The sequence below is a fragment of the Aeromicrobium sp. 50.2.37 genome (assembly GCF_024655735.1).
Taxonomy (GTDB): Bacteria; Actinomycetota; Actinomycetes; order Propionibacteriales; family Nocardioidaceae; genus Aeromicrobium.
In genome coordinates this window covers 1-6,503 of sequence record NZ_JANLGG010000004.1, presented here as the reverse complement: position 1 = coordinate 6,503, position 6,503 = coordinate 1, and the positions used below count along the sequence as shown (strand labels likewise).

General features: G+C 72.9%; 10 protein-coding genes. 7 read left to right on the top strand and 3 right to left on the bottom strand.

Annotated features, from left to right (window positions below; genetic code table 11):
* Positions 1-37 precede the first annotated feature (37 nt).
* The gene (locus NUV38_RS03255) at positions 38-445 is read left to right on the top strand and encodes a GNAT family N-acetyltransferase (RefSeq protein WP_257727736.1); all 408 of its coding nucleotides are present in this window, start codon (positions 38-40) and stop codon (positions 443-445) included.
* Positions 446-456: 11 nt separating this feature from the next.
* On the opposite strand, the gene NUV38_RS03250 is transcribed toward NUV38_RS03255, so the two are convergent.
* Positions 457-747, bottom strand: a complete 291-nt coding sequence (locus NUV38_RS03250) for a putative quinol monooxygenase (protein WP_257727735.1) — start codon at positions 745-747, stop codon at positions 457-459.
* Between the two features lie 76 nt (positions 748-823).
* On the opposite strand from NUV38_RS03250, the gene NUV38_RS03245 reads away from it, so the two are divergent.
* Both NUV38_RS03245 and NUV38_RS03240 read left to right on the top strand, forming a co-directional pair.
* Positions 824-1,186 carry a hypothetical protein gene (locus NUV38_RS03245; protein WP_056576918.1) on the top strand — a complete coding sequence of 121 codons (363 nt, stop codon included), beginning with the start codon at positions 824-826 and terminating at the stop codon, positions 1,184-1,186.
* Positions 1,187-1,266: 80 nt separating this feature from the next.
* Positions 1,267-3,012 (top strand): proline--tRNA ligase, encoded by a 1,746-nt coding sequence (locus NUV38_RS03240; RefSeq protein ID WP_257727852.1) that lies wholly within the window; start codon positions 1,267-1,269, stop codon positions 3,010-3,012.
* Positions 3,013-3,051: 39 nt separating this feature from the next.
* On the opposite strand, the gene NUV38_RS03235 is transcribed toward NUV38_RS03240, so the two are convergent.
* Positions 3,052-3,459: a ferritin-like domain-containing protein gene (locus tag NUV38_RS03235; protein WP_257727734.1), complete on the bottom strand. Its 408-nt coding sequence runs from the start codon at positions 3,457-3,459 to the stop codon at positions 3,052-3,054.
* A 10-nt stretch (positions 3,460-3,469) separates the two neighbouring features.
* Positions 3,470-3,925 (bottom strand): hypothetical protein, encoded by a 456-nt coding sequence (locus NUV38_RS03230; RefSeq protein WP_257727733.1) that lies wholly within the window; start codon positions 3,923-3,925, stop codon positions 3,470-3,472.
* 106 nt (positions 3,926-4,031) lie between these two features.
* Here NUV38_RS03230 and rimP point away from each other — a divergent pair, with 106 nt between their 5' ends.
* The 4 genes from rimP to NUV38_RS03210 all read left to right on the top strand — a co-directional run.
* Positions 4,032-4,589 carry a ribosome maturation factor RimP gene (gene rimP, locus NUV38_RS03225; RefSeq protein WP_257727732.1) on the top strand — a complete coding sequence of 186 codons (558 nt, stop codon included), beginning with the start codon at positions 4,032-4,034 and terminating at the stop codon, positions 4,587-4,589.
* Positions 4,589-5,758: a transcription termination factor NusA gene (gene nusA, locus NUV38_RS03220; protein ID WP_257727731.1), complete on the top strand. Its 1,170-nt coding sequence runs from the start codon at positions 4,589-4,591 to the stop codon at positions 5,756-5,758. The genes rimP and nusA overlap by 1 nt, the downstream gene beginning before the upstream one ends.
* On the top strand, positions 5,755-6,048 hold the full coding sequence (locus tag NUV38_RS03215; protein WP_257727730.1) for a YlxR family protein: 294 nt from the start codon (positions 5,755-5,757) through the stop codon (positions 6,046-6,048). Before nusA ends, NUV38_RS03215 begins: the two co-directional genes overlap by 4 nt.
* A gap of 145 nt (positions 6,049-6,193) precedes the next feature.
* The coding region (locus NUV38_RS03210) for a translation initiation factor IF-2 N-terminal domain-containing protein (RefSeq protein WP_257727729.1) at positions 6,194-6,503 on the top strand (310 nt) is incomplete at its 3' end.

The window sequence follows — 6,503 nt, the reverse complement described above, 5'->3', positions numbered from 1 at the left end:
CGCCCCCCGCCCGCCCCCCCCCCCCCCCCCCCACGTCATGATCGACGAGGTCGACGCGCTGTACCCCGCCTCCGTCGCGATGTTCCGCGAGGAGGTCGGGATCGACCCGGAGGCCGGCGGGAGCGTCGGCTACCGGGCTCGGGTCGGGCAGCTCGTCGCGCGGGGCTGGGCGTTCGCGATCATCGAGCGCGGCCAGGTGCTGTTCAAGACCGAGGTCGGGGCCGCCGTCGACGGGGTGTGCCAGCTCCAGGGCGTGTGGGTGCACCCGGACCACCGCGACCGTGGGATCGCAGCCCCGGCGCTGGCAGGGGTCGTGCGGCTGGTGCGACGTGACGTCGCACCAGACGTCACGCTCTACGTCAACGACTTCAACGCCCCGGCTCGCGCCACCTACGACCGCGTCGGGATGCGCCAGGTCGACACCTTCGCCTCGATCCTGCTGTAGGGCGTCCGGAGTCAGCCCGACGTGCTCCACCGGGTGAGCACGGGTGCCGCAGCCAGCAGGGCGGCCAGCGCGGGACGCTGCCCGTCGCCCGCCCGCCAGGTGCGGTAGGCGTCGTCGTGCTCCAGGCTCTCCCAGCGCTCGAGGGCGGTGACGTGCGTGGGGTCCTCGACGTCCGTCAGCACCTCGACCCCGTGGTTGCCCGGGAACGCCCGCGTCTCGGCGAGGATCTCCTCGAGGACGGCCGGCGCGTCGTCCAGCCGGTCGGACCGCAGCCGGAGCTCGAGGGTGGCGATGACGGTCATGGAGTACTCCTGGGGCTGGTCGGGTCGGCAGGGCCGGGACCGATCCTTCCACGCGTCACCTCGCTAGGGTGCGGGCATGGATCGTGACGTGAAGGCGCTCGCCGGACTCCTCGCCGCCGCGGGGGTCGCCCACTTCGTGAAGCCGGCACTCTTCGAGTCGATGGTCCCCAGGCCCCTGCCGTACAAGCGTGAGCTCGTCCTGGGCTCGGGCGCGGTGGAGATCGCGTGCGCGGCCCTGCTCGCCCACCCCCGCACCCGCCGTGCGGGCGGGACGGCGTCGGCGGCGCTGCTGGTCGGGGTGTTCCCGGCGAACCTGCAGATGGCGGCCGACGCGGTGCGCAGCCGGCGCGCGTCGACGGGGTGGAAGGTCGGCACCCTGGCGCGTCTGCCGCTGCAGGCCCCGCTCGTGCGCACCGCGCTCAAGGCGTCCCGCGGCTAGGACACTCCCTGGGGTCCACCCCCTGGGCCACCTCGCGCGCGAGGTGCCGCCGACACCCTCGATAGGGTCGGCCCATGCGCATGTCCCAGCTGTTCCTGCGAACCCTGCGAGACGACCCCGCCGACGCGGAGGTCCCGAGCCACAAGCTGCTCGTCCGGGCGGGCTACGTGCGTCGCGTGGCGCCCGGGATCTACTCGTGGCTGCCGCTGGGGCTCAAGGTGCTCGCCAAGGTCGAGCAGATCGTCCGCGAGGAGATGGACGCCATCGGCTCGCAGGAGGTGCGGTTCCCCGCGCTGCTCCCGCGTGAGCCCTACGAGGCCACCAACCGCTGGGTCGAGTACGGCCCGAACCTGTTCCGGCTGAAGGACCGCCGCGGGACCGACATGCTGCTCGGCCCCACGCACGAGGAGATGTTCGCCCTCCTGGTCAAGGACCTCTACTCCTCGTACAAGGACCTGCCCCTGAGCCTCTACCAGATCCAGACGAAGTACCGCGACGAGGCGCGTCCCCGTGCCGGCATCCTGCGCGGACGCGAGTTCGTCATGAAGGACTCCTACTCCTTCGACGTCGACGACGCCGGCCTGGAGGCCAGCTACCGGGCCCACCGCGAGGCCTACGTCCGGATCTTCGACCGGCTGGGGCTGGACTACGTCATCGTCCACGCCGACTCCGGAGCCATGGGTGGCTCGGCCAGCGAGGAGTTCCTCGCCGTCGCCGAGGTCGGCGAGGACACCTTCGTGCGTTCCCCCGGCGGCTACGCGGCGAACGTCGAAGCCGTCACCACCGTGGTGCCCGACCCCCTGCCCCTCGACGACGCGCCCGCTGCGCACGCCGAGCAGACCCCCGACACGCCCACCATCGAGACGCTCGTCGCGCACCTGCAGGAGCACTTTCCGCGCGAGGACCGGCCCTGGCACGCGGGCGACACGCTCAAGAACGTGCTGGTGGTGCTGCGGCACCCCGACGGCAGCCGTGAGCCGCTCGCCATCGGCGTGCCCGGCGACCGCGAGGTCGACCCCAAGCGCCTGGAGACCCAGGTCTCGCCCGCCGAGGTCGAGCCGTTCACCGAGGACGACTTCGCCGCGCACCCCCTCCTGGTCAAGGGCTACATCGGTCCGGCCGCCCTGGGCGCGGAGTCCGAGAGCGGCATCCGCTACCTCGTCGACCCCCGGGTCGTCGAGGGCAGCCGGTGGGTCACGGGTGCGAACGTGAGCGGCTCCCACGTCCTCGATCTCGTGGCCGGCCGCGACTTCACCCCCGACGGCACGATCGAGGCCGCCGAGGTGCGCGCCGGCGACCCGGCTCCCGACGGCTCCGGGCCGCTCGAGCTGGCCCGCGGCATCGAGATGGGCCACATCTTCCAGCTGGGACGCAAGTACGCCCAGGCCCTCGGGCTCCAGGTGCTCGACGAGAACGGCAAGCTCGTGACGGTCACGATGGGCTCCTACGGCGTCGGGATCTCCCGTGCCGTGGCGGCCGTGGTGGAGAGCTCGCACGACGAGCTCGGCATCGTCTGGCCCCGCGAGCTCGCCCCCTACGACGTGCACCTCGTCGTGGCCGGCAAGCAGCCCGAGCAGTTCGAGGCCGCCGACCGGCTGGTCGCCGACCTCGAGGCGGCGGGCGTCACCGTGCTCCACGACGACCGGCCGAAGGTCTCGCCCGGCGTCAAGTTCAAGGACGCCGAGCTGCTCGGGATGCCCACGATCGTGGTGGTCGGCAAGGGTCTGGCCGACGGTGTCGTCGAGGTGAAGGACCGCGCGACTGGGTCTCGACGCGACGTGCCGGTCGCGGGGCTCGTCGACGAGCTGCGCGCCGTGTGCCGCTGATCGACCCGACGCACCGCGGGCCGGCTCAGCCGAGTCCGGTCAGCCGAGTCCGGGGAACGCGGTCGGGGAGGCGCCCCAGTCGATGGCCTCCAGCGCGGAGGCACGCAGCGAGGCCAGGGCCTCGCGGCGGTCGCCGGCTCCGCCCAGCGTCACGAGCGGCAGGGTGGCCGTGCACAGCCGGTCGCTGACGTCGGCCAGACGCCTTCGAGCGTCGTCGGTCGTCGCCGGTGCGGTGCCGTAGGACGCCTGCGGGCCCACCGGCGTGGCCCCCGCCGCCGCGACTCGGGCGATCAGGCTGTCCCGCGACCGACGGTGGCGGACGAGGGCGTCGGTCGCGGCCTCGCGCAGGGCCGAGAAACGGCCGGCCACCAGCGAGGCGAGCCAGACCGCCTCGTGCTCGAGGGCGAGGCGCCGTTGGAGGGCGCCGACCGGGGACGGAGTGCTCATGGTCGCGCCCTCAGCCCCGACGTCCGAGGGTCCGGGCGACCTGGGCCTGGCCGGCGGCCAACGAGGCCAGCACCCGCGCGAGGTCGGGGGAGACCGCCGTCAACGCGTCGGACTCGCGGCGTCGTGCGGCAGCCGCCACGGCACGCGCCACCACGTCGGCGCCGCCGGTGACCTCCGACGCCGGGGGAGCGGAGTCGCCTGGAGGGCCACCCAGCGCCTCCAGCTGCTCGCGCAGCACGTCCACCAGGGTCTCGTCGGCACCGCCGAGCTGCTCGACGGCGTTCACCAGCGAGACCTGCTCGGAGGCCGCCGTCCGCAGCAGCGCGGTGTCCGACTCGTCCGGGATCGGGTGCGGGCGGGCGCCGAGCGCACGCAGCAGGTCGTCATCGCGTCCGGCCACGTGCAGGCCCGCCCCGGCCGCGACGACGGCGAGCCCGGACCCCACGACGACGCGACGGCTGACCACCACGGCAGCCTAGTCCGTGACCGCTAGAGTGGTCGCCTGCGGCAGGCCGTCCCCTCGGCTCGCCGCACGTGACGTGTCGACAACAGAACACAGGAGGCTGCTCGAGATGGCGGACCCGCAGGCCGACCGCGTGGAGGACGAGGTCCGAGGCGCGCTGACGCCGCTCGGACTGGACCTGGAGGCGGTGGAGCTGTCCCGCTCGGGGTCCAAGCGCCTCCTGAGGATCGCGGTCGACGCCGACGGCGGCGTCCCGATCGACCTCATCACCGACGCCACGCGCGTCGTGTCGGCCGCTCTCGACGAGGGCAGCGCCATGGGCGAGGAGCCCTACACGCTGGAGGTCACCTCCCGTGGCCTCGACCGCCCCCTGACCGAGCCGCGGCACTGGCGACGCAACGCCGGTCGGCTGGTGGCGGTGACGCTGCACGACGGTCCCTCCGTGACGGGGCGGGTCGTGGGCAGCGACGAGACGGGCGTCGAGCTCACCGTCAAGGGCCAGCAGCGCCGTCTGGAGTACTCCGAGGTCGCCCGCGCCCTCGTGACGCCGGAGCTGGGTGCCCCCAAGGCCCCCACGACGGGTCGCTCCAAGCAGCCCCGACGACCGGCGCAGGGCCGGCCCGGCACGTCACGCCCCACCGACCGGAACCGCGAGAAGGACTCCTGATGGACATCGACATGAGCGCACTGCGTGCGCTGGAACGCGAGAAGGACATCTCCTTCGAGGTGGTCGTGGAGGCCATCGAGACAGCGCTGCTGTCGGCCTACCACAAGACGCCGTACGCCCACTCCCACGCGCGGGTCGTGCTCGACCGCGCGAGCGGCCACGTCACCGTCTGGGCGAAGGAGCGACTCGAGCCCGAGCCGCAACCCGAGACCGCGCCCGAGACCGGGACCTCGACGGAGACCGGGCAGGAGGGCGCGGCCGAGGACGCAGCGGCTGACACGGACGGGACCGTCGCTGCCCAGCCGACCCCCGCTCCCACCGCCACCCCGGCCCCGCCGCGGTTCTCCGAGGAGTTCGACGACACCCCCGAGGACTTCGGCCGGTTCGCCGCCGCAGTGGCGCGCCAGCTGATCATGCAGCGCCTGCGCGACGCGGAGGACGAGCAGAAGTTCGGCGAGTTCTCCGGCAAGGTCGGCGACATCGTCTCCGGTGTCATCCAGCAGGGCAGCCGGCCCGGCGACGTCATGATCGACCTGGGCCGTGTCGAGGCGCTGCTGCCGGCGTCCGAGCGCGTGGCGGAGGAGAAGTACGCCCACGGCGAGCGCATCAAGGCCTACGTGTACGAGGTCGAGAAGGGCATGCGTGGGCCGCGGGTCAAGGTCTCGCGCACGCACCCGAACCTGGTGCGCCTGCTGTTCGCGCTGGAGGTGCCCGAGATCGCCGACGGTGCGGTCGAGATCATGGGCGTGGCCCGCGAGGCCGGGCATCGCACGAAGATCGCCGTGCGCGCCAAGGCGGCCGGGGTCAACGCGAAGGGCGCCTGCATCGGACCGATGGGCCAGCGCGTCCGCAACGTCATGCACGAGCTGCACGGCGAGAAGATCGACATCGTCGACTACAGCGACGAGCCGGCTGCGTACATCGGTCACGCGCTCTCGCCGTCGCGCGTCAAGCAGGTGACGGTGGTCGACGAGCAGGCTCGCGCGGCGAGGGTGGTCGTTCCCGACTTCCAGCTCTCGCTCGCGATCGGCAAGGAGGGCCAGAACGCCCGCCTCGCTGCGAAGCTCACGGGCTGGCGCATCGACATCCGTTCCGACACCGAGGACCCCTCCGTGGCCGGGGGTCCAGCGCGCCCGTCCGGTGCGTCGAGGCCCGAGAACGGAGCATGAGTGCGGACGGGGTAGACTCGACCCTGGTCACTCGCACGTGCATCGGCTGCCGGTCGCGCGACGCAGTGACCGCTCTGGTGCGACTCGTCGCGGTCCCGGGGGAGACGATCACGGTCGTCACGCCCGATCCACGGCGGTCCATGCCGGGGCGAGGGGCGCACCTGCACCCCGACCCTCGGTGCCTGGAGCTGGCACGTCGCCGCAAGGCGTTCGGCCGGGCCCTCCGCCTGGAGGGACCACTCGACCTGACGCTGCTCGACGCCGTCGCCGACCGCACCACGCACCAGTGACACCGATCCAGGGGGCCACCCGGCCCCACGACCCGAAAACGGAGCAACCGCTCATGAGCTCTCGATGAGAACCAACCGATGAGCCTGCACGTCAACTAGGGTCCGCACCTCCTTCAGGGCGGGCGGACCCCCCTGAAGGAGAACAGTGGCTGTCAGAGTCCACGAGCTCGCACGAGAGCTCGGAGTCCAGAGCAAGGACATCCTGTCCACGTTGAAGGACATGGGTGAGTACGTGAAGTCCGCGTCGTCCACCGTCGAGGCGCCGGTCGTCCGCCGCCTCAAGGAGGAGCACGGCGACACCCTGCGCGACAAGGGTGCGAAGAAGGCTGCCAAGAAGGCGCCTGCGGCCAAGCCGGAGGCACCGGCCCAGGCCGAGACCAAGGCACCCGAGGCCCCCGCGCCCGTCGAGCAGCCCGCAGCGGCCGAGCCCGCCGCCGAGGCTCCTGCCCCGGCGG

Bases quoted from the DNA above. Each gene is read 5' to 3' on its own strand.
- NUV38_RS03255 (WP_257727736.1), top strand. From the start codon at position 38: ATGATCGACGAGGTCGACGCGCTGTACCCCGCCTCCGTCGCGATGTTC.
- NUV38_RS03250 (WP_257727735.1), bottom strand. From the start codon at position 747: ATGACCGTCATCGCCACCCTCGAGCTCCGGCTGCGGTCCGACCGGCTG.
- NUV38_RS03245 (WP_056576918.1), top strand. From the start codon at position 824: ATGGATCGTGACGTGAAGGCGCTCGCCGGACTCCTCGCCGCCGCGGGG.
- NUV38_RS03240 (WP_257727852.1), top strand. From the start codon at position 1,267: ATGTCCCAGCTGTTCCTGCGAACCCTGCGAGACGACCCCGCCGACGCG.
- NUV38_RS03235 (WP_257727734.1), bottom strand. From the start codon at position 3,459: ATGAGCACTCCGTCCCCGGTCGGCGCCCTCCAACGGCGCCTCGCCCTC.
- rimP (WP_257727732.1), top strand. From the start codon at position 4,032: ATGGCGGACCCGCAGGCCGACCGCGTGGAGGACGAGGTCCGAGGCGCG.
- nusA (WP_257727731.1), top strand. From the start codon at position 4,589: ATGGACATCGACATGAGCGCACTGCGTGCGCTGGAACGCGAGAAGGAC.
- NUV38_RS03215 (WP_257727730.1), top strand. From the start codon at position 5,755: ATGAGTGCGGACGGGGTAGACTCGACCCTGGTCACTCGCACGTGCATC.